The sequence below is a fragment of the Dactylosporangium sp. NPDC051541 genome, from assembly GCF_044454505.1.
In the GTDB taxonomy this organism is placed as follows: Bacteria; Actinomycetota; Actinomycetes; order Mycobacteriales; family Micromonosporaceae; genus Dactylosporangium.
Genome location: NZ_JBITDU010000003.1, coordinates 1012502 through 1039205, shown reverse-complemented (window position 1 = coordinate 1039205; position 26704 = coordinate 1012502). Strand labels below are relative to the sequence as shown.

The window sequence follows — 26704 nt, the reverse complement described above, 5'->3', positions numbered from 1 at the left end:
CGGCGGCGACATGTCGGGCGCTCCACATCACGACACCGCGCTCACACACCCATCCGGACGACGACATGTCGGGCGCTCCGCGCCGCGACATGTCGGATTTATCGCCCGACGGGGTATTTTTGTCCCGGATACTCTCTGCGTATTTCGGGTGCTTTGTCCGGCTCCGGTTTTTGGCGCTCGCCGAGTTGGCGCAGGACAGGTAGCGTTTAGGGCATGACCGTGGGGGTCCTGTCGACGAGCGGCATCGACCGCTGCGTCTCGTTATTGGGCGAAGAGCTGACCGCATACATCGCCGGCGCCGGCACCGTGCGCGAGTTCCGCCTGTGGCGTGCCGACCGCCGCCGCTGGTCCGACTTCGGCACCCGCCTCCAGGGCGCCGTCGAGGTGGCCGACACCTTCGCCCGCGCCAACCGCCTGGGCGCCGCCGCCGGCTGGCTCCGCGAGGTAGGCGCCGCCGGCATCGCCGGCCGCAGCCCCGCCCGCCTCCTACGCGAAGCGACGGGCGACACCTTCAAGCGCGTGCAGGAAGCCGCCGAGCGTTTCACCAAGCGGTAACCGCCCCGCCCTCTCATAGCCGCCGGTCGAAGTTGTATATCTGAGGCCTGGGTTCTCGGATATCAACTCCACCGCACCATGAGTAGGGATGCGCCGTGGGTGCCACGCTGCTGCTAGAACGCTACGATGTCGCCGCCCTGCTGGACCGCCTGACCGCCGACTTCCGGTCCGGCCACCCCCCAGCCGGCCGCCCATACCGCCACGTCAACGGCTTCACCAAAATCGTCGCCGCCGAGCACGACGACGGCAGCCGCCTGACCCTGCACTACTGGCCGGCCGACCCACCCCAACGCCAACACATCTCCCGCCCTCACGACCACCGCTTCCCGTTCAGCTCCATCCTCCTGGGCGGCAGCCAACACTTCATCGAACTGGCCGAGTCCCCCACTCCCGCGCCCGGGTCCCCGGTCTGGCGCCGCTACACCTACCAGCCATACGCGGGCGGCCGGATAGCGTACGTCCGCGCCAGGGGAACCGTAGCTTTGGAACCGTTCCGCACGGTGACCCGAGCCCCGCTGGACGGCCAATACGAGACCACGGCAACAACAGTCCACCAGGCCGTGACCGACCGAACCCACCCGTGCGCAACGCTGGTGTTACGCGGCCCAAGGCAGAAGCGAACATCCCAGGTGTACTACCGCCCGGACGAACCATCCCCAAGAGGCGGCCTGCAACTGGGCCACCGCCTGACCAACACCGAGGTGGTCCACCAACTGCAGGCCATAGCAACAATGCTCGGGTAACGGGCCAATCACCCAGCGCGACCCAGCGGAGATCAACTAAAAGATCGATTAGGACGGGTCGGCTAGGCTTGAGCTTGGAAAAAGGGGCGCGCGGAGGCCGATCGCAGACATCCAAATTCGCCCGAACCACGTCAAATCGCACCGCCGGGTGAGAATGGTCCGGTAGGACTCCCATGCGAGGAAGACGGTAGGACTGGCGTGCGTCCGGTGGGACTCCCGTGCGAGGGGGACGGTAGGACTGGCGTGCGAGGGGGACGGCAGGACTCACGTGCGAGGGGGACGGCCGGTGCTGTCGCCGCGGTTTGAGGAGGCGTTGGCGTACGCCGCACGCCGGCACGGTGGCCAGGTTCGGCACAACACCGGCACGCCGTACGTGTCGCACCTGCTCGCCACGTGCGCGATCGTGCTCGAAGAAGGCGGCGGCGAGACGGCGGCCATCGGGGCGCTGCTGCACGACGTGCTCGAAGATCAGCCGACGGGGCGGGGGGCGTTGCGGGCGGCGTTCGGGGATGACGTGTACAAGATCGTGCACGACTGCACCGATGCCGACGTCGACGAGCGGGACCGGTTGACGTGGTGGGAGCGCAAGCGGGAGCACCTCGGGCGGATGAGTAGCGAGGCTGGGCCCGAGTCGCTGCTGGTCATCGCGGCCGACAAAGTGTGCAGCTTGCAGTCCCTTGTGGACGATCTGCACCGGTTCGGGCCGGAGTTGTTCGGGGGTAGTGTGCGCAGCGCTGGGGAGTTGCTGTGGAACTACCGGGAAGTGCTCAAGATCCTGGAGGGGAAGCTCGGGAATCGGCCCGTTGTGGGGCGATTGCGGCGGCTCGTGGCTGAGTTCGAGGCTGTGGTTGCCGTCGATCCCTCGCGGTGACAAGGTCGGCCGGGTGCGCCTTGATCTCTCGCGGTTGGACGGGTTTCGCGGACAGCTCGTGGCTGAATTCGAAGCTGTAGTTGCGTCGATCCCTCCCGGTGACAAGGTCGGCCGCGTGCGCCTTGATCTCTCGCGGTTGGACGGGTTTCGCGGACAGCTCGTGGCTGAGTTCGAAGCTGTGGTTGCCGTCGATCCCTCCCGGTGACAAGATCGGCCGCGTGCGCCTTGATCTCTCGCCGTTGGACGGGTTTCGCGGATTGCTTGTCACGCCGTACCACACCGAGTATGAGGCGGTTCGGGGGCTTTTCAATGCCCGTATCCGGACTCGGCCGGCGTTGATCGCTCGTTGCGCCGATGCCGGGGACGTCGCCGCGGTCGTCCGATTTGCGCGGGATCAGCGGTTGCCGATCGCTGTTCGGGGTGGGGGGCACAACGCGAGTGGGTTGTCCCTTGTGGAGGGTGGCGTGGTCATTGACGTCGGGGGGATGCGGGAGATCTCCTTCAACCCGGCGATAGACCGCGCGAAAGATGCAAAAACGGCGAATCCGACCAAGACGGGGCAAAAAGCCAACGACGCAAGCAACGCAGGTATCAACGACGCAAGCAACGCAGATACCGCTGACGCTGGTACTGCTAACGCAAGCACTGCCAACGCTGGTACCGCTGAAGACGGCGAGATCGGTACCGGCTCACCTACCGTCACCGTTGGGCCTGGGGTTGGGTGGCGGGATATTGATCTGGTCACGGTGCCCTACGGAGTTGTCGGGCCCGGTGGGGAGTGTCCTACCGTCAGCAACGCCGGGTACAGCCTCGGCGGCGGGTACGGACCGCTCGGGCGCACGTTCGGGCTCGGATGTGACCACCTCGAACGGGTGGAGATCGTCGACGCCGACGGGCGGACGCTGCGCGTCAGCGAGGACGAGCACGCGGACCTGTTCTGGGCCCTCCGCGGTGCCGGCGGCGCCGGGTTTGGGGTGGTCACCTCGCTCACCTACCGCCTCAACCCTATCCCCGACACCGTCATCGGCGGCATCGTCGCCTGGCCCCTCGACCGCGGCCGTGAGATCTTCGCCGCCTACCGTGACCTCTACGCCGACCGCGCCGACGAGCGGCTGGCCCTCTGCCTGCTGCTCACCACCGAGCCGTATCCGGAAGGCGAGCCCGTCATCGCCATGTACGGCATGTACGTGGGGCCGCCCGAAGAGGCCCACGAACATTTTGCCCCAGTGCTCAGCCTGGGCGATCCGCTGTTCAGCAGCATCGGCGAGACCACGTACCTCGACGTGATGACCGTGCTCGGTGACGAGATCGTCTACGGACTGCAGTCGAAGTGGCTCGGCGGCTACTTCGCGGAGGACGGCTTCGACGAGGACGCGTTCGCCGTACTCATTGAGGGGTTTCGGCGGGCGCCGTCCGGGTTTTCCATGGTGCGCTTCGACCTGCTCGCCGGCGGCGCGGTCAAGCGGGTCCCGAAGGACGCTACCGCGTTCGTGCACCGCGACGCCCTCCACTACGCGTCAATCATCGCCCAGTGGTCGGGTGAGGAGGAGACGGAGGCGAACGTCGCCTGGGTCGACGACTTCCACGAGGCGCTGCGGCCGCACCTGACCGGTGAGGTGTATCAGAACTACGCCGACCGGGAGCTGCGCGACTGGGCCGCGGCCTACTACGGCGCCAACTACCCGCGGCTGCGCCAGATCAAGGCGAAGTACGACCCGCAGGATGTCTTTCACCACCCCCAGTCGGTCCGGCTCCCCTGACCGCCGCCGAGCCGAGGCGTCCACAGTGGACGACGATCACGACAGTTAACTGAAAAAGCCGTGATTGACACCCCCGGCCGGGCAGGACGAAGCTCATCCGTGAAACGGCCCGGCAGCCGGGCGCGCGAGGCTCACGCCAGACGCGGTTCGGACCGGCCGCCGGGCCGCTGAACAGCACTCAGAGCAGGCCGAGCGCCGCCAGCGTGATGCGGGTGATGGCCGCCGCCTGCCCAGAAGCCTTGGCGTCCGTCGAGTTGACCGAGTACACCAGCCGTGACGCAGCGTCGGCCGTCCCCGCGACGGCCGCGCTGTAGCCGTACCGCGCCCCGGACTTGCCCCAGATCTCGCGCCCGTCGGGCAGGACGACGAGCCGGTTCAGGCCGGCGCCGTAGGTGGCTACGGCGCCCGTCCCGAACTCGAGGACATCGGCGGGCGGCCGGGTGAACAGCTCCCGCTGCTGTGCCGGCGGCAGCAGCCGGCCACCGAGCAGTGCCTGCAGGAACGTGTCGAGGTTCGCAGCGGTCGAGATCAGGTCGCCGGCGGCCGGGGTGATGGACTGGTTCCACAGTGTCACGTCGACGAGGTCGGCCCCGACCACCTGGTAGCCGTGCGCGTGCGGCCCGTGGATCGCCGGGTCGTCGCCGGGGAACGCGGTGCCGCGCAGGCCGAGCGGGCGCAGGATCCGGCGGGCGATCTCGTCGGCGTAGGAGTGTCCGGTGATGCGGCGGATCAGGACCCCGGCGACGATGTACCCCATGTTCGTGTAGTGCTGCGCGGTGCCGGGCGCGAACTCCCGCTCGCCCGTCAGGGCCATCCGCACCAGCCGCTCGGCCGTGTAGTGGTCGAAGCGGTGCGCGATCTGCCACTCGATGTCGTCGGACAGGTCCGGGGCGGGCAGCCCGGTGCGGTGGTCGAGCAGGTGCCGCACGGTCACGGCGTCGTAGGGCACGGACAAGAAGCCCGGGAGGTACCGGCTGAGCGGCGCGTCGAGGTGCAGCCGGCCCTCGGCGGCGAGTTGCAGCACGACGGTGGCGGTGAACACCTTGGTGACGCTGCCGATGCGGAACCGGGCCCCGGCCGGCACCGGCGCCCCGGTCGCGAGGTCGGCCACGCCGGAGCGGCCCGCCCAGCACTGCCCGGCGCGGGCGATGCGGACCTGGGCGGCGGTGGCGCTGCCGTCCGGCAGTCCGGCGATCGCCTGCTCCAGCGGGGTGTACCAGGGCTGGTCGGCCGCGAGCGCGGGGCGGCCGGTCGCCAGCAGGAAGCCGCCGGCGACGGCCGCGCCGAGCAGGGTGCGGCGGGGAATGGCTGTCATGCCCCCGACCCTCGCAGCGAGATCGACCCAGATGCATCCGGGAGAGACCCCTAAGGTCCGCGAGATCCAAAGAACCGCAAGCCGTCAGTCGCGCAGCGAGCGGCCCGTTTTCGTGAGGAACACGTCGTCCAGGGTCGGGCGGTGCAGCTCGATCGTCGTCAGCGAGATCCCGGCGCCCTCGAGGGTCCGCATGATCTGCGGGATCGCGGTGTCGCCGGACTCGACGGTCAGCCACAGTTCGCCGTCGTCGCGCAGGTCGACCTCGCGGGCGAACTCCTGGCCCTTGAGCACCTCGGCCGCCTTCTCGGCCAGGTCGTCGCCGACCCCGACGGTGACCACGTCACCGGAGATCTCCCGCTTGAGCGCGTCCGGCGTGCCCTCGGCGACGATCTCGCCGTGGTCGATGATGGAGATGCGGTCGCACAGGGCATCGGCCTCGTCGAGGTAGTGCGTGGTGATGAAGACCGTCATGCCTTCGGTGCGCAGCCGGCGCACCTCGTCCCACATGTGTGCGCGGCTCTGCGGGTCCAGGCCCGTCGTCGGCTCGTCGAGGAACAGCACCCGCGGGCGGTGGATGACGCCGAGGGCGATGTCGAGGCGGCGGCGCTGACCGCCGGAGTAGGTCTTGCACTTGCGGTCGGCGAACTCGGTCAGCTCGAAGGACTCGATGAGCTCGGCGGCCCGCTGGGCGGCCTCGGAGCGGCCCAGGCCGTACATGCGGGCCTGCAGGATCAGCTCCTCCCGGGCGGTGACGTCGTCGGAGGTGCTGCCGCCCTGTGCGACGAACCCGATGGCGCGGCGGACGTTGCCGGGCTCGGTGCGCAGGTTCGCCCCGGCGATGGTGGCTTCGCCGTCGTCCATCGGGATGAGCGTGGCCAGCATCCGCAGGGTCGTGGTCTTGCCGGCGCCGTTGGGGCCGAGGAACCCGAAGATCTCGCCCTCGGCGACGTCGAGGTCGATGCCCTTGACCGCCTCGACCTCGGTGGTCTTGCGCTTGGCCCTGGTCTTGTAGGACTTCTTGAGGCCCTTGGTCTTGATCATTGCAGTGTCCTCCAGTCCTACTTGACCGAGCGGGCGAACAGGTTGGCCGACCACGCGACGGCGGCGACGACGACGGCGCCGCAGAACACGAGCGAGCCCACGATGTGGTTGCCGGGGTTGCCGGTGTAGAGCTCCCGCATGGCGGTGACGGCCCAGTAGAACGGGTTGTAGTTGGCGATCGTGCGCAGCCACAACGGCGCCAGGGCCAGCGGCAGCAGCGTGCCGGACAGCAGCATCAGCGGCATGGCCAGGTTGTTGATGACCTGGCCGAGCACGTTGGGGTTGCTCACCTTGATGGCGATGCCGTAGGAGATGGCCGCGGCGCCGAGGGTGATCAGGGCGAGGATCGCGTATCCGAGCAGGATGGTGCCGATGTTGATGATCAGTCCGAACGGCAGCGACAGCAGCGTGATGATGAGCGACTGGACCAGCACCGTGACGACGTCGCGCAGGGCCCGGCCGAGCAGCAGCGCGACCCGGCTGACGGTGGTGACCCGGGCCCGTTCGATGGAGCCGTTGGCGAGGTCGCCGAGCAGGCCGAAGCCGACGTACAGGCCGCCGCCGATGGCCAGCGCGACGAGCATGCCCGGCACATACACCCGGTAGGCGTCGAGCATCGTGGCCGAGCCGATGGCGGGCTTGAGCAGCGGGGCGAACAGGACCAGGAACACCACGGGCTGGGCGATGCCGAGGAACACCCACAGCGGCGAGCGGACCATGAGCAGGATGTGGCGCTGGAAGATGAGCCAGGTGTCGCGCAGTACTTTCACGGGGATCGCCTCAATCGTGGTGGTGTGACTCGAGAATCGTGGCCGCCGCCTCGGCGCCCCCGCCGGCGAGGAGCCGTCCGCCCTCGGCGCGGGCGGCGGCGGCCCAGGCCGGGTCGTCGAGCAGCCGCAGCAGCCGGGTCCGCAGCGCGTCCGGGCGGATGTGGTCGAAGGAGACCCGCAGTCCGGCCCCGGCGTGCTGCACGGCGGCGGCGTTGAGCGCCTGATCGCCCTTGATCGGCGCGATGAGCAGCGGGACGCCGTGGACCAGCGCCTCGGAGACGGTGTTGAGCCCGCCGTGGGAGACGACCGCGTGCAGGTGCGGCAGGAGGTCGAGCAGGGGCACCCGGTGGCGGACGAGCACGTGGTCGGCGACCGATTCGAGGGTGCGCTCCGGGGCGACGACGATCGCCTGCAGCCGGTCGCCGAGGGGCTGCAGGGCCTCGTCGACCCGGCGGTAGAAGTCCTTGGCGATGTCCATCGACAGGGTGCCCATGCTGACCAGGACGTGCTTGCGCGCCGGGTCCAGCCGGTCCATCGGGAAGTCCGGGTCGGGGGTCCGCGCGGCCAGGGCCGGTCCGACGAGGTGCAGACCGTCCACATCGGACGTATCCCCGGCGAGACCACCCGCGGTGAAGGCGATCGTGCCGTGCGGCGAGAAGCGCAGGTCGTGCGGCGGCGGACCCGGCTGCCCGGCGGCGGTCCACGCGGCCGCCATCTGCTCGTGGATCCAGGCCTCGACCCCGGGCAGGGCGCGGCGGAACGGCCGGGTCAGCTCCATGGTGGTCGGCGCGGCGGAGACCCAGCGCAGCCCGTGCGTGTGCGCGACGATGGCGCCCGCGATCGCGTGCTGGTCGACCACGAGCACGTCCGGCGCGAACGCGGCCACCGCCGCCTCGACGCCTTTGCGGGTCGCCTTCGCGTGCGGGACGATGTAGCCGGCCCAGCGTGTGCGGGTGGCGTCGAGCCCGCGCTCGGCCTGCCCCCGGTGGGCCCGCAGCGGGATCGGATGGATGTCGGCGCCCTCGCCGAGCAGCGGCCGCAGGAACGACTCGGAGCCGGCCCACCGCACCGCATGGCCGCGCCGGAGCAGGGCCGCCGCGACTGCCGCCATCGGGTTGACGTGCCCGATGAGGGGCAGGGACAAGAACAGGAAGCGGCTCATATGGTACCGCCTGAGCTGTCCACATAGGACGCGAGCGCGGCCAGGTCCAGCTCCAGCAGCGCCTCGAACGACAGCCCGGCGAGGTACCCGGCGAGGTCCACGCCGGGTCCGTAGACCGCCGCCAGCCGCGCGCCGAGCGCCGCCACCTCGAGGCTGTCGAGGAACAGGTCACCGTCGAGCCGGGTCGCGGGTCCGACGCCGGCCCGCCAGGCCTCGTCCTCCCCGGTGACCTCACGCAGCAGTTCGGCGACGGCCCGCTGCGTCGGCGTGGACATCGTCAGTCCCCGGCCGGCCCGGCCACCGCACCGGTTGCCGGCTTGACCGCGCGGACCGCGCCGTAGGTGATCGCGCCGGTGCTGAAGCCCTGCAGCATCAGCGGGCCGGCGTAGAAGAAGCCGAGCACGTCCACGCCGCGGTCGCGGGCCAGGTCGCGCATCATGGCCCGGCCGTTGTCGAGCTCCTTGACCTGGGCGAAGGTCGGCTCCCAGGAGTTGGCGACGTGCACGCTCCAGTCCACTGAGGACACGTCGGTGAAGCCGGCCGCGACGGCGAGGCGCTCGTGCTCCTCGAGCGAGGAGAAGCTCGGCATCACCTGGTGGCGCAGGATCTGGTCGACGACGCGGCGCTCCGGCGGGCTCAGCTCGCCGTCGCGGACGGACCAGGTCGCGATCGCGAGGGTCCCGCCGGGGCGCAGCAGCCGCCGGGCCTCGGCGAAGAACGCCGCCCGGTCGGCGATGTGCATGAGGCTCTCCACGGCCCACAGCGCGTCGAAGGACGCGTCGGGGTAGTCGTTGTCGAGCGCGTCGCGCTGATGGAAGCGCGCGCGGTCGCCGAGCCCGGCCGCGGCGGCCTTCTCGTTGGCCCGGGCGGCCTGGGCGGCGCTGAGGGTCACGCCCTCGACCGTGCAGCCGTGCGGGCCGGCCAGGTACAGCGCCGGGCCGCCGATGCCGCAGCCGACGTCGAGCACTCGCGCACCGGCCGGGATGCGGGCGTACTCGACGAGTTCGCGGACCAGGCGGTCGGTGGCGGCGTGGCGCTCCTCGTCGCTGCCGGGGCGCTCCCCCGCGTCCCAGAAGCCGTGGTGGACGTGCTCGCCCCACAGGTCTTCGTACAGGTCGAGGGTGGTGTCGTAATAGCGCTCGACCGCGGCGTTGAGGCCCGGGCCGGCCGGTGCGGACGGATATGCGGAACCCGTATCGGCTTTCACAGTCGCGTATCTCCGAATTACTGTACCGGGAAAGTGAGCCCGAAAACCGAAGTCGGCGCGAGCCCGGCCATTGTATGAACGGGATGATGGCGCTTGTCAATGAGCCACTGAGTGGGCCCTGTAACTTCCACAATCCCGAGTAACCGGTTCGCGCGAATACCTGCTCAAGCCCTATATCCGCACCGGCCGTGAACGAACGTTCGGCCCCACAATTGCTGGTGAAACAACTCGGCTCGACCCGAACCGGGCGAACATGGGGGCGAATGTCCGATTGCGCGGACAATGCATGTGGCCGCCACCCGCCCTGACCAGTGCGGTTGCCGAAATGTCGATCGTAACGATCCAAACGAGTTTTCTGCGGAGGTGGTGTGACAGAACGGACATCCCGTCACATGCTCCGGATGCCCACTCTTGTAAAACGCCTTCAATTGCGTAAGGTCTATCCCTGTCGAGGTGCCCGAATTTCTTTCGCATAGCGGGCACTCGCGTTCCGGCAACGACGACGGACCTGAGCGCCAGCACGCGCCTCGACTTCTGCGGCTGTGTTCATCACGGGGGTGTCCACGCCGACCAGAACGGCCGACGACGGCCGGTCTGCTCGGCAATACCACCCTGCGCCCGGTCAGCTCCAGCGGCCCCGGCGCACCGCCCGCCCCACGTGGCGAACGGCGGTGCCTCCGGCCGTTGACCGGCCGTGCCCGAATCGCGTTCAGGAAAGAGGGTGTCACGGTGACCGCACCGGTCCTCGACCCGAGCTGGGTCGACGACGTGCTGCTGACCGGCGGCCCGCTGGGCGAACACCGCGGCGACGCCCCGGCGCTGGTCCTCGACGCCCCGGTCACCCGTGCGCGGCTGCGCCGCCTCGTCGAGCAGCGGCAGGCCGTCCTGGCCGCCGCCGGCATCGGCCGCGGCGGTCCCGGCGACTCGGTCGCGATCTGCCTGGCCCCGTCCCTCGCCTTCGTCGCCAACCTCCTCGCCTGCTGGCGCCTCGGCGCCCGGGCGGCCCTGCTCGACCACCGGCTCACCCCGTTCGAGATCGACGCCGCCCTGCAGCGGCTGGCCCCGCAGGCGGTCGTGTCGGCCAAACACGCCACCGGCGGCCCGCTGCGCGGCTTCCAGGACGTGCAGGAGCGCGTCGCCACCTATCCCGGCCGGCCCGCCGACACCCCGCACGCCCTGGTCCAGCTCAGCTCCGGCTCCACCGGCCCGTCGAAGGTCATCGCGCGCACCGCGGCCAACCTCGTCGAGGAGCTCGAGCGGTACGTGGCGATCGGGGCCGGGGTGCCGCAGCCGGGCGAGCGCATCGTCTGCCTGGCCTCGATGGTGCACGTCCTCGGCCTCGTCGGCGGCCTGCTGTACGGCCTGCACGCCGGGGCCCAGGTGGTCATCCCGGCCCGGATGACCGCCGACGGCATCCTCGCCGCCGTCGCCGCCGGGCCCGAGCCGACCACGCTGCTCGGCGTGCCCTTCCACATCGAGCTGCTGTCGTCCGGGTCCAGGCCGCCGGCGCTGCCCCAGCTGACCGGGATGACGACCGGCGGCGAGCTGGTCCGGGCCACGGTGTACGAGACGTTCACGGACCGCTTCGGCGTCCGCCTCGGCAACATGTACGGGATGACGGAGGTCGGCGTCATCGCCACCGACCTCTTCGGCGAGCACCGCCCGGCCCTCACCCCCGCGCCCGGACTGCGGGTCCGGGAGGAGGGCGGGGAGCTGCTGGTGTCCCTGGCCGCGTCGCCGTACCTCGGGCTCGCCGACCCGACCCGCTGGGCCGACGGCTGGCTGCACACCCGCGACGCCGGCACCGTCGAGGCGGCCACGGGCCGGTTCCGCATCCAGGGTCGCAACGACTCCCAGGTCTCCGTCGGCGGGCTGAAGGTGGACCTCACCGAGGTCGAGCACACCCTCGCCGCGCTGCCCGGCGTCGCCGCCGCCGTCGTCACGTACGAGCAGGCCATCGAGGCCTACGTGATGCTGCGCGACGGCACGACGGCCGAGCGGGTCCAAGCGGAGCTGGCGGTGCGGCTGGCCGCCTTCAAACGCCCGCGCGTGCTCAAGGTCGTCGAGCAGCTGCCCCGCACGGCCACCGGCAAGCTCGTCCGCGACCGCGCCCTACTGGTCGCGGCGTCCGTGAAGGAAGGAAACCCCGAAACATGAGCGACGAGACGTACAGCGAGATCAAGCAGTTCTTACTGGACTCGCTGACCGAGATGAACTACAGCACCGACGACATCGACGACGACACCGCGCTCGGCCCGGCCGGCGCCGACCTCGAGTCGCTGTCCCTGGCGGAGCTCGCGGTGCGGGTCGAGGACCGTTTCGGGGTGCGCTTCGACGACGACGAGGCCGAGAAGCTCGCGGGCATGACGGTCGGCGAGTTCATCGGCGCCGTCGCCGAGCGCCGGTCCGCCGCCGCGACCGCGGGCAGCTGACGTGACGCAAGCCGCTCCAAGCCGGGATCAGGTGCTCGCGATGCTGGCCACCTACGGGGACCGGCGGCCGCAGGACGTGGCTGAAGGCATCGACTCCCTCGAGCTGGCCTGGCTGATCCATCAGCTCGAGCAGCACTACGGCACCGTGCTGGAGCTCTCCGACGAGGACCTCGCCCGGATGTCCACCGTGGACGGTGCCGTCGCGGTCCTGTCCGAGTTACCGGCCGAGACCGGCGCCCGGTGACCTGATGACCAGGGCAGGCAAGACGGATGTGCTGATCACCGGCCTGGCCGTGCTCAGCGCGTTCGGCCGGGGCCTGGGCGCGCTCGCCGCCGGCCTGGACGCCGGCCGGCCGGCGTTCGCGCCCGTCACCCGGTTCGACGTCAGCGGCCGCCGGGTCGGCGTCGCCGCCACCGTCCCGGGCTCGCCCGACCTCGACGACGAGCTGTGGTGGCTGGTCGACGAGGCCTGTGACGAGGCCAAGCTCGGCACCGCCGAGCGGGCCGGGGCACCGCTGTTCCTCGCCGTCCACGGCGATCCCCGGCTGGCCCGGGCGAAGCCCGCGCAGCGGCCCCGGCACGGCGGCTCGGCGTTCGCGGCCGGCCTCGCCGAGCACACCGGCCTCGGCCCGGCCCGCGCCTACACCTCCGCGTGCGTCGCCGCGAGCACGGCGATCGCCGACGCGGCCGGGGCGATCAGCCGCGGCGAGACCGACCGGGTCGTCGTCGCCGGCGGATACCTCGTCGAGCCCGACCAGTACGCCCTCTTCGACGCCGGCCGCGCCCTCGCCGCCGACGGCTTCGTCCGCCCGTTCAGCGCCGGCCGCCGCGGCCTGCTGCTCGGCGACGGGGCCGGGGCGGTGGTCCTCGAGTCCGCGGCCGCCGCCGGGGCCCGCGGGATCGAGCCCCTCGCCCGGCTGGCCGGCTGGGGCCGGGCCGGTGACGCCCACCACCCGTGCCAGCCGCACCCGCGCGGTCGCGGCCTGGCCCGGGCCGTCACCGACGCCCTGCGCCGGGCCGAAATCGGGCCGGCGGACCTCGGGTACGTCAACGCGCACGGCTCCGGCACCGCGCAGAGCGACGCCGCGGAAACCCTGGCCCTGCGCACGGCTCTGGGTGAGTGCGCGGCGACGGTGCCCGTGTCGTCGACGAAGGCCCTGCACGGCCAGGCCCTCGAGGCCTCCGGCATCCTCGAGCTGGCGGTCACCCTGCACGCGCTGCGCGGCGGCCGCCTGCCGGTCAACGCCGGGTTCCTCGAGCCCGACGAGGACTGCGCGCTCAACCTGGTGCTGACCGAGACCAAGGCGAGCCCGGCCTACGCGCTCAGCCTCAACGCCGCCTTCGGCGGCTCCAACACCGCCCTCCTGCTGGGCACCGCGCCATGAGCGGCTTAGTCGCACTTGCCACGGCCCAGTGGCCCGCGGACGCGGAGCCGCCGAAGCTGGCCGGGTTCGTGCACTCCGACTTCAACCCGCTCGTCGCCGCCGTCGCCGGGCAGTGCCTGCGGCAGGTGTCCACCCAGGACGAGCAGACCGCCCTCGTGCTCGTCAGCGACCTCGGCGACATCGACAGCGCCGTGCACGTCGCCAAAGCCGTGGACGACGGGGCCCGGGTCGGGCCGCTGTTCTTCTTCCAGTCGGTGCCCAACGCGGTGCTCGGGCACATCGCCGCCACGTGGGGGCTGCACGGGCCGGTCAGCTGCGTCTGCGACACCGCCGCCGGGCTGGACACCGCGCGGGGGCTCCTGGCGGACGGGGACGCGCGCCGGGTGCTGCTCATCGACCTCAGCGCGGACCTCGCCTCCGGAACCCTCCTAGCAGAACGAGGCACATCATGAGCGGGCATGCGGCCGTCACCGGTATCGGACTCGTGACGTCTGTCGGCAGTACCCCCGCCGAGGTCTTCGACGCGATGTGCGAAGGACGTTCGGGGCTGTCCAGCCCGCCCGACGAGCATCCGCTGAAGGGCAGCGTCGACGTGGCCGCGTTCGGACCGCCGATCGACCCGCTGTCGGTGCTGCCCGGCCCTGACGCCCGCCTCGTCGACCGGTACATCGTGATGGCCCTGGCCGCGGCCGGGATCGCGATGGCCGACGCCGGGATCGTGGCCGGGCGGGACGTCGAGCCCTACCGCGTCGCCGTCATCGTCTCCGGCACCGGGGGCATGGCGACGCTCGACGCGCAGGCGGTGCTGCGGGACAAGCGCGGCCGCGCCGGGGTCAGCCCGTTTCTGCTGCCGGGGATGCTGCCGAACATGGGCGCGGCCCGCATCGCGATGCAGTACGGGCTGCGGGGCTACAGCTCCTCCGTCGGCACCGCGTGCGCGGCGGGCGCCCAGTCCATCGGCGAGGGGCTGCGGCTGCTGCGCTGCGACGAGGCCGACGTCGTGGTCTGCGGCGCCAGTGAGGCCCCGCTGTTCCGGACGATCGCCGACTCGTTCAGCAACGCCCGCGCCCTGGCCCGCGGCTGGGCCGACCCGGCCCAGGCGAGCCGCCCGTTCGACCGCCGCCGCAACGGCCTCGTGCTGGGCGAGGGGGCCGGGGTCGTCGTCCTGGAGCGGCCCGAGCACGCCGACGCCCGCCGCGCCGCCCGCTACGCCGACCTGCTGGGCTGGGGCGCGACGAACGACGCCTACCACCCGACGACGCCGCGGCCCGACGGGGCCGCCGCCGCCGAGTGCATGCGCCGCGCGATCGCGGACGCCGGGCTCGCCCCCGCCGACATCGGATACGTCAACGCGCACGGCACCTCGACGAAGCTCGGCGACGTCGCCGAGTCCCTCGCGATCCGCGCCGTGTTCGGCCCGGACACCCCGCCGGTCAGCTCCACCAAGGGCGTCACCGGGCACATGCTCGGCGCCTCGGGGGTGGCCGAGGCGGCGGTGACGGTGGAGGCCCTGCGCCGCGGCGTGCTGCCGCCGACGCACAACCTCGACGACCCCGACCCGGCCTGCGACCTGGACCACCTGCGCACACCCCGCACCGCGCCGGTGACCCACGCGCTGTCCAACTCCTTCGGCTTCGGCGGGCACAACGTCAGTCTCGTCTTCGGACCGCCGAGCTCGCAGTGGACCAAGGCCGGCTGACCCGCTCGAAACAGAACCCGAAAGGGACGGCACATGGACATCACCGACACCGACCACATCGAGCTGTATGTGGGCGACGCGCACGTGGCGGCGGAGCAGCTCTGCGCGCAGTACGGCTTCCGGGTCTTCGGGCAGGGCGGCCCGGAGACCGGCCTCACCGGGCAGCGCAGCGTGCTGCTCGGCCAGCGCGACATCCGGGTCCTGCTCACCTCCGGACTCTCCGGCGGCCACCGGGCCAGCCGGTACGTGGCCCAGCACGGCGACGGCGTCGCGATCGTCGCGATCGGCTGCACCGACGCCGCGGCGGCCTACGCCGAGGCGGTCGCGGCCGGCGCCACGCCCGTGTCACCGCCGCGCACGGCCACCCACGGCGACTCGGCGGTGGTGTTCGCGGAGGTGTCCGGCTTCGGCGACGTGACCCACCGGCTCGTCCAGCGCGACCGGACCGACCCGAACTTCCTGCCCGGCCTGATCGCCACGCCCGCCGATCCTGTTCCGGAGCACGAGGACGACCTGCTGCACGAGATCGACCACGCGGCCGTGTGCCTGCCGGCGGGCGAGCTCGACACCACGGTCGCCTACTACGAGCGCGTCTTCGGCTTCTCGATGATCTTCCAGGAGTACATCGAGGTCGGCGAGCAGGGCATGCAGTCCAAGGTGGTGCAGAGCCCGTCCGGCGGGGTCACGCTCACCCTGATCCAGCCCGACATCAGCCGCCAGGCCGGCCAGATCGACGACTTCCTGGCCTGGCACGAGGGCGCCGGCGTGCAGCACATCGCGTTCAGCACCCACGACATCGCCGCCGCGGTGCGGACCCTCGGCGAGCGGGGCGTCGGGTTCGCGCAGACCCCGGGCAGCTACTACGACATGCTCGCGGGCCGCCTCGGCGAGACCGACGTGCCCGTCGCGGACCTGCGCCCGCTGGGCATCCTCGTCGACCGGGACCACTGGGGCCAGATGTACCAGATCTTCGCGAAGTCGACGCACATCCGGCGCACGTACTTCAACGAGCTCATCGACCGCCACGGCGCGCGCACGTTCGGCCTCAGCAACATCCCCGCGCTGTATGCGGCGAAGGAGCGCGAGCTGGCCGCGGTCCGCGACACCACACTCTCCGAAGGGACCGCGCTGTGACCACCTCGATAACGCCGGATGTCGACCTGGCCCTCCTGCCGACGGACGAGGAGGTCGCGCAGTACGCCCGCACCGGCTACTACCTCACCCGCAAGCTGTTCACCGACGCCGAGGTCGACGAGCTGGTCGCGGCCAGCGAGCGGTTCTACGCCGGCGAACGCGCGCGGGAGCTGCCGGTGCGCCCGCCGCGCCTGGCCTACTGGAAGCCCGAGGACGGCCCGGTCCAGCGCCACCACGACTACATCCACTACGAGAGCGACGACATCGGGCGCATCCTGCGCAAGCCGATCATCGGCGCGGTCGCGGCCCGGCTCGCCGGGGCCGACGAGATCCGCGTCTTCCAGTCGACGCTCATCTACAAGCCGCCGATCGCCGGGGAGCGGTCGAACGTCGTGCCGTGGCACTTCGACCGCCACTACTGGCAGTCGTGCACGTCCGACGACATGCTCACCGCGTTCATCCCGTTCCACGACTGCGGCCTCGACATGGGCACCATCACCATGGTCGAGGGCAGCCACCGCTGGCAGGAGATCGGCGCCGACGACTCGACGACGAAGCACTTCGCCGAGCGCGTCAACGAGGACCTCGAGGTGATGCTGGCCCGCAACGCCGCGCACAACCACGCCGAGGTCCGCAAGGTCCCGATGGTCATCCCCAAGGGACACATGAGCTTCCACCACTGCCGCACCTATCACGGCAGCGGCGCGAACGTGAGCGCCCACCCCCGCCGGGCGGTCTCGTTCCACCTCCAGCCGGGCGCGAACGAGTACCGCGCCTTCCGCCTGTCCACCGGGGACCTCGTGCAGTACAACCACGACGTCCTCGTGCGCCGCACCCCCGACGGGCGGCCGGACTACGCGGACCCGGAGTTCTGCCCCGTGCTGTGGCGGAACGCCTGATCACCCCGAAGGAGTTCGTATGTCCCGTTACGACTGGGGCCGCCGGCACCCGGGCATCGACCGGCTCGAAGAGCTGATCGCCGACGCCCGCACCGAGGTCGTCACCCACCCCGTCTACGCCCGGCTGCAGGACCTGCCGGCCGTGCGCACGTTCCTGGAGCACCACGTCTTCGCCGTGTGGGACTTCATGTCGCTGCTGAAGTCGCTGCAGCGCAACCTCACCTGCGTCGAGGTGCCGTGGGTGCCGACCGGCCCGACCGGCAGCCGCCGGCTCATCAACGACATCGTGCTCGTCGAGGAGTCCGACGAGCTGCGCGGCGGATTCATCAGCCACTTCGAGCTCTACCTGGAGGGCATGACCGAGTCCGGGGCCGACCGCACCGTCATCGACGGCTTCATCGAGCTGCTCCGGGCCGGCACCCCGGTGCCGGCCGCGATGGTGCGGGCCGGGGTGCCGGCGCCGGCCGCCGAGTTCGTCGCGCTCACCTGGCACCTCATCGACACCGCGCCGATCCACTGCCAGGCGGCCGCGTTCGCGTTCGGCCGCGAGGACCTGATCCCGGACATGTTCCAGCAGGTCGTCAAGGTCAACGAGCAGGTCGGGCAGCTCGACACGTTCGTCGACTACCTGGCCCGGCACATCGAGGTCGACGGCGAGGAGCACACGCCGATGGCCATGCAGATGGTCACCGACCTGTGCGGCGACGACGAAAGCAAGTGGGACGAGTGCGCCGAGACGATCAACCTCGCCCTGCGCGCCCGGGTGAAGCTGTGGAGCGGCATCCTCGCCGAGATCGACGCGCGCGCCGGCGCGGAAGCCGTCGCGGTCTGAAGGAGAACGAACGTGACTGACGCCGCCGGGCTGTACCGGACGGTCCGCCTGATCCGCCGCTTCGAGGAGCGGGCCATCGAGCTCGTCCGGGACGGCACGATCGTCGGCGGCATCCACCCGTACCTCGGGCAGGAGGCCATCGCGGCCGGCACCTGTGCCGCGCTGCGGCCCGGCGACGTCATCACCAGCACCCACCGCGGCCACGGCCACGTCCTGGCCAAGGGCGCCGACCCGGCCCGGGTCATGGCCGAGCTGGCCGGCCGGGAAACGGGTCTGAACCGGGGCCGGGGCGGCTCGATGCACGCCGCCGACTTCGCGCTGGGCATCCTCGGCGCCAACGCGATCGTCGGCGCGGCCGTCCCGATCGCCACCGGCGCCGCCTGGGCCGCCCGCCGGGCCGGCCTCGACCGGGTCGCGCTCACCTACTTCGGCGACGGCGCCGTGAGCCAGGGCGTGGTCCTGGAGACGTTCAACCTCGCCGCCCTGTGGAAGCTCCCGGTCGTCTTCGTCTGCGAGAACAACGGCTTCGCGACGACGACCCGGCTCGCCGACGCGGTCGCGGGCACGATCACCGGCCGCGCGGAAGCCTTCGGCATTCCGGCCAAAAAGATCGATGCCACAGATCCTTCGCTGGTACTGACCGAGGCCCGCGAAGCCGTCGAACGCGCCCGGGCCGGCGCGGGGCCGTCGCTGCTCGAGTGCGTCGCCTACCGCTTCGACGCCCACCACACCTGGGAGCACGCCGCCCGCCCCCGCTACCGCACCGACGCCGAGGTCGCCGACGGCACGGCCCGCGACCCCGTGGAGATCCAGGGCGACCGGCTCGACGCCACGGAGCGGGCCCGCATCGACGCCGAGCTCGAGGCGGTCCTCGACGCCGCCGTCGACTTCGCCCGGCACAGCCCGCACCCCGACCCCGGCGGCGCCCTCGAGCACCTCTACGCCGACGGCCTGCGCACCCGGGCCGGTGTCTGATGACGAACCTGTCATACCTCAAGGCGCTGAACCGGGCCCTCGCCGCCGAGATGGAGCGCGACCCCGCGGTGTGCGTCTTCGGCGAGGACGTCCGCGTCGCCGTGAGCAACGTGACCACCGGCCTGAACAAGAAGTTCGGCCCGGACCGGGTCATCGACATGCCGATCTCGGAGCAGGCGTTCACCAGCTTCGCCACCGGTGCCGCCCTGGCGGGGCAGCGACCGGTCATCGAGTACCAGATCCCGGCCCTGCTGTTCTTGTCCTTCGAACAGATCGCCAACCAGGCCCACAAGTTCTCGCTGATGACCGGCGGTCAGACGAAGGTGCCGGTGACGTACCTGCTGCCGAGCTCCGGCTCCCGCGGCGGCTGGGCCGGGCAGCACTCGGACCACCCCTACAGCCTCTTCGCCCACGTCGGTGTGAAGACCGTCGTCCCGGCCACCCCCGCGGACGCCTACGGCCTGCTGGCGTCCGCGATCCGCGACGACGACCCGGTGGTCGTCTTCGCACCGGCCGGCGCGGTCGGCGTCCGGGCCGACGTCGACCTCGCCCGGCTGGCCCCCGTCCCCCTCGGCGTCGGCCGCGTCCACCGCCCCGGCGACGACGTGACCGTGGTCGCGATCGGCCACCTGGTCCACGACGCCCTGGCCGTCGCCGACGAGCTCACCGGCACCGTCTCCGTCGAGGTGTTCGACCCGCGCACCCTGTATCCGTTCGACTGGGCCGGCCTGGCCGCGTCCCTGGACCGCACCGGCCGCCTGGTGGTCGTCGACGACTCGAACCGCGCCTGCGGCATGGCCGGGGAGATCCTGGCCTCGGCCGCGGAGGGCATGCGCCTGGTCGCCCCGCCCCGCCGGGTGACCCGCCCGGACGGCGCCGTCCTGCCGTTCGCCCGCGACCTCGACCTGGCGTTGCAGCCGTCCCGGGCCCAGATCCGCGCCGCGATCGAAGACGTCGCGAAGCAGTAGAGGAGTCGAGCATGGCACCCACCAATATCCGGGCCGCGCTGGCCGCCGACCCGGACGTCGGGGCCGGCAACGTGCTGCACAAGCTCATCGAGCACGGCGCGGCGCTGGACGGCCCCGGCATGACCTTCGACACCCCGGTCGACGACATCCCGGCCTGGCAGGGCCTGACGCTCGGCGAGCTGTACACGCGGGCCGCGGCCCGGGCCGCCTGGCTGCACGCGGCCGGCATCCGCCGCCGCGACCCGGTCGCGATCTACGTGACCAACGCCGCCGACTGCTTCCTCAACTGGATGGGCCTGACCTGGCTGGGCGCCGTCCCGGCCCTGATGAACCCCAACATCCCGGGCGACATCGCGGCCGAGTACATCCGCCGGCTGCGCGGCGTCGCCCTGCTCACCGACGCCGCCCACCGGGAGCGCCTCGGTGAGGCCGACCTCGGCGGGGTCGCGGTGCACGATGTGGCCGAGACCGGCAGCGGCGACCCGGCCACGGCACCGGTGGCGTTCCGGCACGACGCGGACGACCCGATCGCGATCACGCACTCGTCGGGGACGACCAGGATGCCGACGGCGGTCGTGCACTCGCACGCCAGCCTCTTCCACGCCACCCGCCGGATCCGGCTCAGCGGGCCGCGGGCGCAGGGGACCGAGCGGATCCTCAGCGCGCTGCCGGCGCCGCACGCGGCCGGGATCATGACCGTCAACCATGCCCTGAGCAACCGTTCGGAGCTGCTGTTCCTGTCGCGACAGGACGACGGTGCGGCCGTCCTCGAGGCGATCGAGCGGTGGCGGCCATCCGGCGTCTTCGGGTTCGCGGTCACGTGGGCGGAACTGGCCCGCTACGACCTGGCGGCCCGGGGCATCGACTCGGTGTCGCTGTGGTTCAACACCGGCGACTGCGCGCACGAGCCGCACATCCGCAACCTGGTCAACGCCGGCAGCCGCAATGTCGTCACCCGCGAGGGGGTGCGCCGGGTCAAGGGCTCCAGCTTCGTCGACGGCCTCGGCTCGACCGAGATGGGCCACTCCGCGTTCCACATCACGCACCGCAGCGACACCGAGCGCTACGGCCGCTGCGTCGGCGTGCCGCACGTCTTCGCCGACGTCGCGCTCCTCGACACCGAGACCGGGCGGGAGGTGCCGGTCGGCGCGGTCGGGCACTTCGGCCTCAAGTCGCCGACGCTCGCCCCCGGCTACTGGAACGACCACGGCAACACCTACCGCAACCGCCTCGCCGGCTACTACCTGACCGGCGACCTCATGTACCGCGACGAGGACGGCTACTACTACCACGTCGACCGGGCCGTCGACAGCATCGACCTCGGCGGCGGCGAGTGGCTCTACACGGCGATGTCGGAGGAGCGGATCCTGCGGGCGGTACCGGCGGTCCGCGACTGCACCGTCGTGTCCGCCCGCACCCCGGACGGCCGCGTCGTCACCGACGTGCTGCTCTCCCTCCATGACAGTCAGGCGACACAGGCCTCGTCGGTCGAGACGCGGTCGGCCGGTGGCGGCTTCGCCGACCCGCAAGCCGACCACACCGAGGCGGTCCGCGGCGCCCTCACCCCGGCCGCGGGCGCCACGCTGCGCCAGGTCGTCGTCTTCCCCGACGACGACCTCGTCGTCGGGCCGACCGGCAAGGTCCGCAAGTTCCTCATGCGCCAGCGGCACCTGGCCGCGATGGCGAATGCCTGACCTGCGCACCCCGCCGCCGCCACTGGTCCCCGCACTCCGGCTCCCGGTGCGGTTCACCGGGTCCGGGGCGGGCGTCGGCGAGCTGTCGTGGGGGCAGCGCGAGATCTGGCTGACGATGCGGCGGCAGCGCTCCTGGCTGCCGATCGGCGGCTGGTCCCGGCTGGCCGCGGGCACGACCCTGGCCGAGGTGACGGACGAGCTGCGGTGGATGCTGCGGCGGTACCCCACGATGCGCACCCGCCTGCGCTTCGCCCCCGACGGGAGGCCGTTGCAGAGCGTCGCCGACCGCGGCACCGTCGGGCTGGACGTGTACGACTGCCCCGACGGCGAGGACCCGGAGGCGTTCGTCATCGCCCTCGACGCCGGGGACCGCGCCCGCCCCTTCGACCTGGTCGAGGCGTGGCCGCTGCGGATGGCCGTCGTCCGGCACCGCGGCGCCCCCAGCCACCGGTCGACCGTCATGCCGCACCTGGTCACCGACGGTCTGGGCGGGCGACTGTTCCTGGCCGAGGTCGCCGATCGCGCCGGCGCTCCCGCCGACACCGGCACCCCGCCCCTGGAACAGGCCCGCTGGCAGGCCGGTCCGGCCGGTCAGCACCAGAACGCTTCGGCGGTACGGCACTGGCGGCGCACGATCGCCCGCGTCCCCGCCCCGGCCGTCACCGGCGCGGGGCCGTACCTGCGCGGGGAGTTCCGCACCACCGCCCTCCCCCTCGCCGTGCACGTGCTGTCGGAGCGGGCCGACGCCGACTCCTCCCAGGTGCTCATGACGCTCCTGGCCCAGGCCCTGCCCGGCGACGGTCCCGCGGTGCTGCGGCCGATGGTGAGCAACCGCTTCCGGCGCGGCTTCGAGCGGGTCGTGGCGATGGTGGCCCAGCGCGGCCTGTGCGCGGCCGACGTGGCCGGGCGGCCGTTCGCTGAAGCACTGCGGCGGGTCGGGGCGGCCGCGATGGGCGCCTACAAGTACGCCTACCTCGACCCGGACGCCGTCACCGCCGCCTTCGCCGAAGCGGGCGCCGACCCGGACGCGGGCCTGTGGTGCAACGACCGGCGGGTCGCCAGCCGGCAGGGCTTCACCGGTGCCGCGCCGGCGGCCGCCGAGGTCCGGGCCGCGCCGCCGGGCACGTTCCGGTGGACGGTCGCCCAGGACGACCCGTTCGACCCGCTCAGCGTCGACATCGACGACGACCGCGACACCGACAGCGGCGGCCGCGGGCTGCTGCTGACGGTGTTCACGGACGCCGCCCGGCTGCCCGCGGCCGGCGCCGAGGCGTTCGTCCGGCGGGCGGAGGAGCTGGCCGTGCGCCAAGCCCTGCAGATGCTGGCAACGGCTGCGGAGACGCCATGACGGCCCTGGTCGCGGTCGGGACGTTCGTGCCCGAAGGACGGGTGAGCATCGAGTCCTACGCCGAAGCGTTCGACCTGACGCCGATGCAGGTGCGGGTGTTCCGGCGCTACCACAAGCTCGGCACCGCCGCGCGGTCGGACGAGACGCTGACCGGGCTGCTGGCGCTGGCCCTCGCCGACCTGGCGCTGAGCGACGAGCAGCGCGGCCGGGTCCGGTACGTGTTGTACGCGCGCACCCATCCCGTCGTCGTGCCGTACCCCCGGAATCCCTTGCACGAAGCACTTCACACGGCCGGGCTCGGGCACGCGCAGGCGTTCGCGGTCGGGCAGCAGGCCTGCGCCTCGGGGCTCCTCGCGGTCGATCTGGCCGGGCGGCTCCTGACCGCCGACGGCGACGACGGGCTGGCGATCGTGCTGGCCGGGGAGAAGACGTTCACGAAGGAGACCCAGTTCGTCCCGGACACGTCGATGTTCGGCGAGGGGGCGGCCGCGTGCCTGGTATCCGCATCGGGGGACCGGGACCGGCTGCTGTCCTATGTGGCCCGGCTGCGCGGCGAGTTCGACGGCGACGCGGAGGAGGTGGCGGCCGAGTATCAGCGGATCTACCACGACGCCCTCGGCGAGGCGGTCACCGCGGCGGCCGCGCGAGCCGGGCTGGAGCTGGCCGACATCGCGGTCATCCTGCCGCACAACGTGAACCAGATCGCGTGGCAGCGCACCTGCAAACGGATCGGGTACCCGCTCGACCGGGTGCTGCTCGACCACGTCGCCGACTACGGGCACCTGTTCTGCGCCGACGCGTTCGTCAACCACCGGACCGCGGTCGAGCGCGGCCTGCTGCGGCCCGGGGACCGCTACGTGATCGCCGCCGCCGGGGCCGGCCGCGGCGCCACGTTCTCCGCCATGGTCTTCGAGCACTGATTTTGAGAGGAACCACCGTGTCCGACACCGTTACCGTCGACCCGGCGCTGCGACAGCACGTCGTGGAGACGATCTGCGCCCTGCTGCCGCGCGTGCTCAAGCGGGAGGTGCCCGACGCGTCGGAGTCCACCACGCTCATGGACGACCTCGGCATGAGCTCCACCACCGGCCTGGAGCTGGTCCTCGAACTGGAGGACCGGCTCGAACGCGAGATCAGCGTCGAAGACCTGGGCCGCGACGACTTCGAGACCGTCGGCACCCTCGCGCACTACGTCGCCGGCAACCTGCTGCCGGAGGAGTGAGCGTGCCGTGGGGGTTGCGCCGCGCCGAGTCGCGGCGGTTCCCGGGGCCGGCCGCGCGGGCGGGCGACCCGGCGCACGCGGCACTGCTGGCCACGTACCTCGGCGACATGGTGCGCCCGTACGGGCTGGACGCGCCGACCGGCATGGCCGGCGGGCAGGCGTACGGCGAGATGGCGGCCGCGTTGCTGCCCGCCGAGCCGGTGCAGGCGCTGGTGCTCGCCTACGACATCCCGGACCTGCACCCGGGCCGGGCCACCGCCACCTACCTGAGCCACCTGTGCCCGGGCTCGCCGCAGGCGTTCGCGGTGTCGGACCAGGGCCGGGCCGGCGCGCACACGGCGCTGCGGCTACTGCGCGACTACGCTCGTTCCGGCCTGTACGAGCACTCGCTGCTCATCGTGGCCGAGCAGTCGTCGCTCCCTTACGACCCGGCCGTCCCGGTCGAGGTCCCGGCCGCCCACTGCGCGGTCGCCCTCCACCTCGGACCGTCCACTGTGGATATTCCTGCGCCCCGTATCCTGGCCGATGCCGACGCGGTGCAGGTGCTCGACGCGCTCGGGGACGTCTCGGCGGCCACGGTCGTGCTCGGGGCGCACCTGATCGGCTACGAGGCCGACATCAAGGCGGACCGGATCGTGCGGGCGGACCCCGGCCAGCCGATGACGGGCGTGTGGGAGGCCCTGGCGGCGCTGGACGACGGCCCCGTGGTGCTGGCCGACTACGACCCGGCGCTGCGCTACCTGTGCGTCAGTGCGTTCGGATGCTGAAGCCGTCCGGGCCGGCCAGCGCGACCGCGGCCCGGAAACCCTCCGGCGCTTCCAAATCGGCCAGCGCGTGCGGCACACCGTGCAGGTCGACGATCGGCGGCGGGCTGCCGGCGACCGGGAGCCCCAGGTTGCGGGGGATGCGATCGCCGGCCGCCTTGACCACCGCCTCCTTGCGGGCCCACAGCCGCGCGAACAGCTCCGGCCCGCACCGGGTCACCAGGTCGGCCTCCTCGGGCGGGAAGAAGCGGCGGGCCATCGCGGTGTGGTCGAGGCCGTTGACGATGTCCTGCAGGTCAATGCCGACCGGGCGGGTGGCGGTGATCGCGATCGCGGCCCACTCCCCCGCGTGGGTCAGGTTGACCTGCAGCGGTGCACCGGTCAAGAACGGTTTGCCGTTCGGGCCGTAGCTCCAGTGGATCTCCGGCAGTCGTTGACGCAGGATGCGGCGCTGGGCCGAGTGGGCGGCGTCGAAGCGGCGGCGGTCGTCGGGCGCGCGGAAGGCGTCGCGGCGGCTGACCTCGCCCGGGTCCAGGTCCGATCGGAACGGCAGGCGGGTGTCGATCAGCCAGACCTCGACGACCGTCACCGGGACAGCAGCGCGGCCAGGCGGCGGACGCCGTCCTCGATCTGGGGTGGCTCCACGGCGCTGCAGGACAGGCGGATCGCGTGGGTGCCGCCACCGCCCACGTAGAAGAAGCGCATCGGGGTCCACAGGACGCCGTACTCCTGGGCCGAGACCTCCAGCAGCTCCTCGGAGGCGTCGACCGGCACCGTGCAGACCACGAAGAAGCCGCCGCTGGGACTGTTCCACCGCACGGCAGTACCCGCGAAATGTCGTTGCAGTGCGGCCAGCAGCGTCCTGAGGTTCTGGCGGTAGAAGGCGATCTTCGCCTGGTTCGCCGCCCGCAGGCTGAACCCCGCGTCGATGAGCATGCCGCCCACCACCGCCTGGGACAGGGCCGACGTGTTGACGGTCAGCATGCTCTTGATGGTGGAGAGCTCCTCCGCCAGCATCGTGTGGCGGCCCGCCCGGTCCACCACCGGCTGGTCGGCCACCAGGAAGCCCACCCGGGCCCCCGGGAAGTAGGACTTCGCGAACGAGCCCAGGTAGATGACGCGCTGGTCGCGGTCCAGGCTCTTCAGCGTCGGGCGGGGCTCGTCGTCCAGGCCGAACAAACCGTAGGGGTCGTCCTCCAGGATCAGCAGATCCTCGTCGGCGGCCGCCGCCAGCAGCGCCCGGCGGACCGGGACCGGCAGCGAGATCCCCGACGGGTTGGCGAAGTTCGGGACCAGGTACAGCGCCTTCGGGTTCTTGCCGCGGGCCCTGGTCGCCGCCGCGACCGCACGAACCGTCTCCGGGCGCAGGCCGTCGTCGGACTCCGGCACCCCGACCACCTCGACACCCAGGATGCGCGCGGCCCCGGTCAGCCCCACGTAGCAGGGCTCGGCGGCCAGGACGACGTCGTCCGGCCCGCTGCACAGGCCGCGCAGGGCGATGACCATGGCCTCCTGGCAGCCGGTGGTGACCATCACCGCGGCCGCCGGGACCTGGATGTTCTCGTCGACGTCGAGGGTCCGCGCGATGAGGTCGCCGATGTGCCCGTTCGTCCGCCCGTACTGCGTGAGCAGATCCCGGCTGACGGCCGCGCTCACGCCGCGTTCGCGCAGGTGGGTGAGGTACACCTGGATATGCTTGTCGATGTCGGCGGCGGAGTGGAACGCTTCGAACGGGCGGCCGGCGGCCAGGGAGATCGCGTCCGGGTAGCGCATGGCGATCTCGTTGAGGAAGTTCATCGACGCCGAGACCGGGTCGATGACGGAGGCGTGCAGCGCCTCCCGGGCCAACACCACCATCAGCCGTCGCCTCCATTCAGGGATGATTCGCGCACGGCGCTGCGGTCCAGCGCGGTCAGCGTCGGCCGGCC

The 26704-nt window shown here is 72.0% G+C and carries 29 protein-coding genes; 21 read left to right on the top strand and 8 right to left on the bottom strand.

The window, feature by feature from the left end:
- Positions 1-213: 213 nt before the first annotated feature.
- The 5 genes from ACIA8L_RS18985 to ACIA8L_RS18965 all read left to right on the top strand — a co-directional run bounded on the left by ACIA8L_RS18985 (position 214) and on the right by ACIA8L_RS18965 (position 3929).
- Complete coding sequence (locus ACIA8L_RS18985) at positions 214-555, top strand: hypothetical protein (RefSeq protein ID WP_395906046.1); 342 nt, start codon at positions 214-216, stop codon at positions 553-555.
- Positions 556-650: 95 nt separating this feature from the next.
- The gene (locus tag ACIA8L_RS18980) at positions 651-1298 is read left to right on the top strand and encodes a hypothetical protein (RefSeq protein ID WP_395906044.1); all 648 of its coding nucleotides are present in this window, start codon (positions 651-653) and stop codon (positions 1296-1298) included.
- Between the two features lie 286 nt (positions 1299-1584).
- Positions 1585-2169, top strand: a complete 585-nt coding sequence (locus tag ACIA8L_RS18975; protein WP_395906042.1) for an HD domain-containing protein — start codon at positions 1585-1587, stop codon at positions 2167-2169.
- Positions 2170-2182: 13 nt separating this feature from the next.
- Positions 2183-2374, top strand: a complete 192-nt coding sequence (locus tag ACIA8L_RS18970; RefSeq protein WP_395906343.1) for a hypothetical protein — start codon at positions 2183-2185, stop codon at positions 2372-2374.
- A gap of 13 nt (positions 2375-2387) precedes the next feature.
- On the top strand, positions 2388-3929 hold the full coding sequence (locus ACIA8L_RS18965) for an FAD-binding oxidoreductase (protein WP_395906330.1): 1542 nt from the start codon (positions 2388-2390) through the stop codon (positions 3927-3929).
- 178 nt (positions 3930-4107) lie between these two features.
- Here the strand turns inward: ACIA8L_RS18965 and ACIA8L_RS18960 are convergent, their stop codons facing one another.
- The 6 genes from ACIA8L_RS18960 to ACIA8L_RS18935 form a co-directional block, all read right to left on the bottom strand.
- A complete protein-coding gene (locus ACIA8L_RS18960) occupies positions 4108-5244 on the bottom strand; it encodes a serine hydrolase domain-containing protein (protein WP_395906040.1) in 1137 nt (378 codons plus the stop codon).
- Between the two features lie 84 nt (positions 5245-5328).
- Positions 5329-6285: an ATP-binding cassette domain-containing protein gene (locus tag ACIA8L_RS18955; protein ID WP_395906038.1), complete on the bottom strand. Its 957-nt coding sequence runs from the start codon at positions 6283-6285 to the stop codon at positions 5329-5331.
- Between the two features lie 17 nt (positions 6286-6302).
- Positions 6303-7055 carry an ABC transporter permease gene (locus ACIA8L_RS18950; protein ID WP_395906037.1) on the bottom strand — a complete coding sequence of 251 codons (753 nt, stop codon included), beginning with the start codon at positions 7053-7055 and terminating at the stop codon, positions 6303-6305.
- A 10-nt stretch (positions 7056-7065) separates the two neighbouring features.
- Entirely contained in the window at positions 7066-8217 is a 1152-nt protein-coding gene (locus ACIA8L_RS18945; RefSeq protein WP_395906035.1) for a glycosyltransferase, read from the bottom strand.
- Positions 8214-8492, bottom strand: a complete 279-nt coding sequence (locus ACIA8L_RS18940) for a hypothetical protein (protein ID WP_395906033.1) — start codon at positions 8490-8492, stop codon at positions 8214-8216. Before ACIA8L_RS18940 ends, ACIA8L_RS18945 begins: the two co-directional genes overlap by 4 nt.
- Before the next feature lie 2 nt (positions 8493-8494).
- Positions 8495-9424: a methyltransferase domain-containing protein gene (locus tag ACIA8L_RS18935; protein WP_395906031.1), complete on the bottom strand. Its 930-nt coding sequence runs from the start codon at positions 9422-9424 to the stop codon at positions 8495-8497.
- A 729-nt stretch (positions 9425-10153) separates the two neighbouring features.
- Between ACIA8L_RS18935 and ACIA8L_RS18930 the strand changes: the two genes are divergently transcribed.
- From ACIA8L_RS18930 to ACIA8L_RS18855, 16 genes are read left to right on the top strand one after another with little or no spacing between them, the layout of a single operon-like run.
- Positions 10154-11581, top strand: coding sequence for a class I adenylate-forming enzyme family protein (locus ACIA8L_RS18930; RefSeq protein WP_395906029.1), 1428 nt, complete (start codon positions 10154-10156; stop codon positions 11579-11581).
- A complete protein-coding gene (locus tag ACIA8L_RS18925) occupies positions 11578-11856 on the top strand; it encodes an acyl carrier protein (protein ID WP_395906027.1) in 279 nt (92 codons plus the stop codon). Before ACIA8L_RS18930 ends, ACIA8L_RS18925 begins: the two co-directional genes overlap by 4 nt.
- A gap of 1 nt (position 11857) precedes the next feature.
- The gene (locus ACIA8L_RS18920; protein WP_395906025.1) at positions 11858-12100 is read left to right on the top strand and encodes a hypothetical protein; all 243 of its coding nucleotides are present in this window, start codon (positions 11858-11860) and stop codon (positions 12098-12100) included.
- A gap of 4 nt (positions 12101-12104) precedes the next feature.
- Entirely contained in the window at positions 12105-13241 is a 1137-nt protein-coding gene (locus ACIA8L_RS18915) for a beta-ketoacyl-[acyl-carrier-protein] synthase family protein (RefSeq protein ID WP_395906023.1), read from the top strand.
- Entirely contained in the window at positions 13238-13693 is a 456-nt protein-coding gene (locus tag ACIA8L_RS18910; RefSeq protein ID WP_395906021.1) for a beta-ketoacyl synthase chain length factor, read from the top strand. Before ACIA8L_RS18915 ends, ACIA8L_RS18910 begins: the two co-directional genes overlap by 4 nt.
- A complete protein-coding gene (locus ACIA8L_RS18905; RefSeq protein WP_395906019.1) occupies positions 13690-14940 on the top strand; it encodes a beta-ketoacyl-[acyl-carrier-protein] synthase family protein in 1251 nt (416 codons plus the stop codon). The genes ACIA8L_RS18910 and ACIA8L_RS18905 overlap by 4 nt, the downstream gene beginning before the upstream one ends.
- 33 nt (positions 14941-14973) lie before the next feature.
- Positions 14974-16074: a 4-hydroxyphenylpyruvate dioxygenase gene (hppD, locus tag ACIA8L_RS18900; protein WP_395906017.1), complete on the top strand. Its 1101-nt coding sequence runs from the start codon at positions 14974-14976 to the stop codon at positions 16072-16074.
- Positions 16071-16973 carry a phytanoyl-CoA dioxygenase family protein gene (locus ACIA8L_RS18895; RefSeq protein WP_395906015.1) on the top strand — a complete coding sequence of 301 codons (903 nt, stop codon included), beginning with the start codon at positions 16071-16073 and terminating at the stop codon, positions 16971-16973. The genes hppD and ACIA8L_RS18895 overlap by 4 nt, the downstream gene beginning before the upstream one ends.
- Before the next feature lie 19 nt (positions 16974-16992).
- A complete protein-coding gene (locus tag ACIA8L_RS18890; RefSeq protein WP_395906013.1) occupies positions 16993-17805 on the top strand; it encodes a DUF3050 domain-containing protein in 813 nt (270 codons plus the stop codon).
- Positions 17806-17817: 12 nt separating this feature from the next.
- Complete coding sequence (locus ACIA8L_RS18885) at positions 17818-18780, top strand: thiamine pyrophosphate-dependent dehydrogenase E1 component subunit alpha (RefSeq protein ID WP_395906011.1); 963 nt, start codon at positions 17818-17820, stop codon at positions 18778-18780.
- Positions 18780-19748 carry an alpha-ketoacid dehydrogenase subunit beta gene (locus ACIA8L_RS18880; RefSeq protein WP_395906009.1) on the top strand — a complete coding sequence of 323 codons (969 nt, stop codon included), beginning with the start codon at positions 18780-18782 and terminating at the stop codon, positions 19746-19748. The genes ACIA8L_RS18885 and ACIA8L_RS18880 overlap by 1 nt, the downstream gene beginning before the upstream one ends.
- Positions 19749-19759: 11 nt before the next feature.
- Positions 19760-21442 carry an AMP-binding protein gene (locus tag ACIA8L_RS18875; RefSeq protein WP_395906007.1) on the top strand — a complete coding sequence of 561 codons (1683 nt, stop codon included), beginning with the start codon at positions 19760-19762 and terminating at the stop codon, positions 21440-21442.
- Complete coding sequence (locus tag ACIA8L_RS18870; protein ID WP_395906005.1) at positions 21435-22790, top strand: condensation domain-containing protein; 1356 nt, start codon at positions 21435-21437, stop codon at positions 22788-22790. The genes ACIA8L_RS18875 and ACIA8L_RS18870 overlap by 8 nt, the downstream gene beginning before the upstream one ends.
- The gene (locus ACIA8L_RS18865; protein ID WP_395906003.1) at positions 22787-23710 is read left to right on the top strand and encodes a 3-oxoacyl-[acyl-carrier-protein] synthase III C-terminal domain-containing protein; all 924 of its coding nucleotides are present in this window, start codon (positions 22787-22789) and stop codon (positions 23708-23710) included. The genes ACIA8L_RS18870 and ACIA8L_RS18865 overlap by 4 nt, the downstream gene beginning before the upstream one ends.
- A gap of 17 nt (positions 23711-23727) precedes the next feature.
- A complete protein-coding gene (locus ACIA8L_RS18860; protein ID WP_395906001.1) occupies positions 23728-24012 on the top strand; it encodes an acyl carrier protein in 285 nt (94 codons plus the stop codon).
- A 2-nt stretch (positions 24013-24014) separates the two neighbouring features.
- Positions 24015-24779, top strand: a complete 765-nt coding sequence (locus ACIA8L_RS18855) for a 2-hydroxy-acid oxidase (RefSeq protein WP_395905999.1) — start codon at positions 24015-24017, stop codon at positions 24777-24779.
- Here the strand turns inward: ACIA8L_RS18855 and ACIA8L_RS18850 are convergent.
- Both ACIA8L_RS18850 and ACIA8L_RS18845 read right to left on the bottom strand, forming a co-directional pair.
- A complete protein-coding gene (locus tag ACIA8L_RS18850) occupies positions 24760-25365 on the bottom strand; it encodes a 4'-phosphopantetheinyl transferase family protein (protein WP_395905997.1) in 606 nt (201 codons plus the stop codon). The two genes, ACIA8L_RS18855 and ACIA8L_RS18850, sit on opposite strands and share 20 nt — an antisense overlap.
- Positions 25362-26633: a PLP-dependent aminotransferase family protein gene (locus tag ACIA8L_RS18845; protein WP_395905995.1), complete on the bottom strand. Its 1272-nt coding sequence runs from the start codon at positions 26631-26633 to the stop codon at positions 25362-25364. The genes ACIA8L_RS18850 and ACIA8L_RS18845 overlap by 4 nt, the downstream gene beginning before the upstream one ends.
- Positions 26634-26704: the final 71 nt, after the last annotated feature.

What these genes read in the sequence shown, in the direction of transcription:
- ACIA8L_RS18955 (WP_395906038.1), bottom strand. Translation starts at nt 6,285, where the DNA reads ATGATCAAGACCAAGGGCCTCAAGAAGTCCTACAAGACCAGGGCCAAG.
- ACIA8L_RS18865 (WP_395906003.1), top strand. Translation starts at nt 22,787, where the DNA reads ATGACGGCCCTGGTCGCGGTCGGGACGTTCGTGCCCGAAGGACGGGTG.
- ACIA8L_RS18890 (WP_395906013.1), top strand. Translation starts at nt 16,993, where the DNA reads ATGTCCCGTTACGACTGGGGCCGCCGGCACCCGGGCATCGACCGGCTC.
- ACIA8L_RS18870 (WP_395906005.1), top strand. Translation starts at nt 21,435, where the DNA reads ATGCCTGACCTGCGCACCCCGCCGCCGCCACTGGTCCCCGCACTCCGG.
- ACIA8L_RS18880 (WP_395906009.1), top strand. Translation starts at nt 18,780, where the DNA reads ATGACGAACCTGTCATACCTCAAGGCGCTGAACCGGGCCCTCGCCGCC.
- ACIA8L_RS18985 (WP_395906046.1), top strand. Translation starts at nt 214, where the DNA reads ATGACCGTGGGGGTCCTGTCGACGAGCGGCATCGACCGCTGCGTCTCG.
- hppD (WP_395906017.1), top strand. Translation starts at nt 14,974, where the DNA reads ATGGACATCACCGACACCGACCACATCGAGCTGTATGTGGGCGACGCG.
- ACIA8L_RS18915 (WP_395906023.1), top strand. Translation starts at nt 12,105, where the DNA reads ATGACCAGGGCAGGCAAGACGGATGTGCTGATCACCGGCCTGGCCGTG.
- ACIA8L_RS18845 (WP_395905995.1), bottom strand. Translation starts at nt 26,633, where the DNA reads ATGGTGGTGTTGGCCCGGGAGGCGCTGCACGCCTCCGTCATCGACCCG.
- ACIA8L_RS18960 (WP_395906040.1), bottom strand. Translation starts at nt 5,244, where the DNA reads ATGACAGCCATTCCCCGCCGCACCCTGCTCGGCGCGGCCGTCGCCGGC.
- ACIA8L_RS18940 (WP_395906033.1), bottom strand. Translation starts at nt 8,492, where the DNA reads ATGTCCACGCCGACGCAGCGGGCCGTCGCCGAACTGCTGCGTGAGGTC.
- ACIA8L_RS18945 (WP_395906035.1), bottom strand. Translation starts at nt 8,217, where the DNA reads ATGAGCCGCTTCCTGTTCTTGTCCCTGCCCCTCATCGGGCACGTCAAC.
- ACIA8L_RS18905 (WP_395906019.1), top strand. Translation starts at nt 13,690, where the DNA reads ATGAGCGGGCATGCGGCCGTCACCGGTATCGGACTCGTGACGTCTGTC.
- ACIA8L_RS18910 (WP_395906021.1), top strand. Translation starts at nt 13,238, where the DNA reads ATGAGCGGCTTAGTCGCACTTGCCACGGCCCAGTGGCCCGCGGACGCG.
- ACIA8L_RS18875 (WP_395906007.1), top strand. Translation starts at nt 19,760, where the DNA reads ATGGCACCCACCAATATCCGGGCCGCGCTGGCCGCCGACCCGGACGTC.
- ACIA8L_RS18925 (WP_395906027.1), top strand. Translation starts at nt 11,578, where the DNA reads ATGAGCGACGAGACGTACAGCGAGATCAAGCAGTTCTTACTGGACTCG.